This is a genomic window from Coprococcus sp. ART55/1 (assembly GCF_000210595.1).
In the GTDB taxonomy this organism is placed as follows: domain Bacteria; phylum Bacillota; class Clostridia; order Lachnospirales; family Lachnospiraceae; genus Coprococcus; species Coprococcus aceti.
The window spans coordinates 697291-700221 of sequence record NC_021018.1 but is presented as its reverse complement, the minus strand read 5'-3'; the positions used below and the strand labels follow the sequence as shown (position 1 = coordinate 700221).

2 protein-coding genes are annotated in these 2931 nt (G+C 43.3%); both read left to right on the top strand.

All coding sequences use genetic code 11. The features are described from left to right. The first annotated feature begins 292 nt into the window (after positions 1-292). Positions 293-1678 (top strand): shikimate kinase, encoded by a 1386-nt coding sequence (locus tag CCU_RS03385; protein WP_015533569.1) that lies wholly within the window; start codon positions 293-295, stop codon positions 1676-1678. After that, positions 1678-2769, top strand: a complete 1092-nt coding sequence (locus tag CCU_RS03380; RefSeq protein ID WP_015533568.1) for a M24 family metallopeptidase — start codon at positions 1678-1680, stop codon at positions 2767-2769. Before CCU_RS03385 ends, CCU_RS03380 begins: the two co-directional genes overlap by 1 nt. The last annotated feature ends 162 nt before the right edge of the window (positions 2770-2931 follow it).

Genomic DNA, 2931 nt, shown 5'->3' with positions numbered 1-2931 from the left:
GTGGAAATTACACATACATCGTTGTGGAGGTATATTACCAGGGCAAGACAGTTCCTGTATATACAATGATCAAGGTTAAGGCCGCAGATCCATTGTTTGACCTGACAGACAATACTATAGACGTTCCGGCACTTGGAGATTTCATCGCCGAGAAGAAGAATGTATTTGCATAATGCGTATATAGTATAAATAATAGCAATAAACATAGAAACCGGGGTGGTTATATACTCCGGTTTCTTTTTGTGTTATACTAACTCTGTTTAAAATAACAGACTGAAGGATGGAGATACATATGGAGATAAATGGAAAGACAAGATTATTGGGTTTGCTTGGTGATCCGGTTCAGCACACCTTGTCACCGCTTATACACAACACACTCAGCGATATATTGGGGATAAATGAGGTGTATGTACCGTTCCACACCCATAAGGAGGGACTGGCGGATGCTGTAAAGGGTGCATTTGAACTGAATATACTGGGAATGAATGCCACTGTGCCTCACAAGAATGAGATAATGGCTTCACTTGTGGATATAGATGAGGGGGCAGCGGCAATAGGTGCGGTCAACACTCTTGTCAGGACTGCAAACGGTTATAAGGGATATAACACAGATATGATGGGGCTGTCCAGAGAACTGGAGTCCTACGGAGTGGAACTGGACAGTAAGAGGGTAATCATACTTGGCGCAGGCGGTGCAGCGAGAGCTGTGGCATATATGTGCATGAATAAGGGTGCGGATAAGGTATATATTCTTAACAGAACGATCGAGAAGGCACAGACGATAGCAGAGGACATGAATGGTCATTTTGGCAGAGAGACAATGACTGCCATGAGACTTGGTGATTATGGACAGTTACTGCAGGAGAATGTAGATGATAAGTTCGTGGTATTCCAGTCCACATCGATAGGTCTGGCACCGAACAATGAGGCTGTAGTCATCGATGATCCACATTTTTACGACAGAGTCAGTGTGGGAATCGATCTCATATATAATCCGTTTGAGACAAAGTTTATGAAGCTTTGCAGACAGGCTGGAGCATTGGCGTACAATGGTTTGCGTATGCTCCTTTATCAGGGAATAATTGCATATGAGCTCTGGAATGATATATCCATATCGGAGGATGTTGCTGATATTGTGTACGACAGGTTGCTGCAGTCAATCAGAGAAAATGTGATCCTCATAGGATTTATGGGATGTGGTAAGACAACTGTCGGAGAAGCTCTTGCGAGAAAGCTGAACTTTGATCTGCTGGATGTGGATTCTTATATAGAGGACAAGGCTGGTTGCAGCATAAAGCAGATATTTGCCGACAAGGGGGAAGAGTATTTCAGACAGCTTGAGACAGATACTCTTAAGGAATTGAACAGCCGGCTGTCACATACGGTTATATCCACTGGAGGTGGACTTCCTATGAGACAGGCGAATGTGGATGAACTCAGGCGAATGGGCAGGATCATATATCTGGATGTTAAGCCTGAGGAGGTAGTAAGGCGACTTGCGGGAGATACGACCAGACCTCTTCTGCAGGGAGAAAATGTAGATCAGAGAGTGAGGAAACTTATGGGACAGCGAGGACCGGTGTATGAAGCTGCCGCTGATATCATAGTTCCGGTTACAGGAATTGAAATAGATGAGATAGTACAGGAAATAAGTTCTTATATAGAAGGTGGGAGATGATGGTTATGGACACAGCAATTGCTTATGAAAAGGTCAGAAGGATAATAGATGAGATGAATCTTGATGCGATATTGATCACTGACAGGTACAACATGAGATATATAGCATCGTACCGCGGCGAGGGCGTTATAGTTCTGGCAGGATCAGGTAAGACAGTCATAACGGATTCAAGATATACGGAGCAGGTCCAGCGCGAGTGCGAAGGATATGAATGTGCGGATATTGCTGGAAAAGGATATGTTGCGTGTATTTCATCTATTCTTGATGGACAGAGAAAAAATTCTGGGAATCTTAGAGTTGGATTTGAGAATCTTAGCATCAGCTATAGAGAGTATTCGGAATATTCGACAGGAATATTCGGTGTGGAATGGATAAGCCTTGATGGTAAGCTGGATTCCTTAAGAGAGATAAAAACTGATGAGGAGATCGAGAATATCCATATAGCGGAGTCAATAGGAGACAAGGCATTTTCACATATACTGGAATATCTCAGACCTGGCATTACAGAGAAGGATGTTGCGCTTGAACTGGAGTATCATATGAAGAAAAATGGTGCGGAGGGCTTGAGTTTTGACACCATAGCTGCATCTGGAATGAATTCATCTATGCCGCATGCTATTCCTACGGATAAGACTCTGAATAAGGGGGACTTTCTCACTATGGATTTTGGCTGTATATATGAGGGATATTGTTCAGATATGACCAGAACCGTAGCAATAGGAAAGGCATCTGATTCAATGAAATATGTGTATGATACGGTACTCAAGGCTCAGACGGAGTCTATGAATATGATAAAACCAGGAGTCAGATGTAACGATGTTGATGCTGTTGCTAGACGTATAATAGCCGATGCCGGATATGGAGATTGCTTTGGACATGGACTTGGACATTCGGTGGGATTGTTTATACACGAGAATCCGAGATTTTCACCTAAGTGTGATGACATATTGAAACCTGGCATGGTCATAACGGTCGAACCGGGAATCTATATTCCTGGACAGTTTGGTGTCAGGATTGAGGATCTGGTTGTTGTGACGGAGGATGGTTATAGGAATCTTACAGGATCAGAGAAGAAGTTGATAGAGATTTAGTAGTGGCGGCTATCACGATATAGAACTCAGGTATTATACCGCAGGTCTTATACCGGGAGCCATCGTGAGTGCCGTAGGAGTATGTACGTTTGTATTGCTGTGTATATACGACAGTAGAAAGCGCAGAAACGTAGACTTACCTGATAAAGGTTGATGGTATGG

Coding starts and splice junctions, on each gene's coding strand:
- CCU_RS03385 (WP_015533569.1), top strand. CDS start 293: ATGGAGATAAATGGAAAGACAAGATTATTGGGTTTGCTTGGTGATCCG.
- CCU_RS03380 (WP_015533568.1), top strand. CDS start 1,678: ATGGTTATGGACACAGCAATTGCTTATGAAAAGGTCAGAAGGATAATA.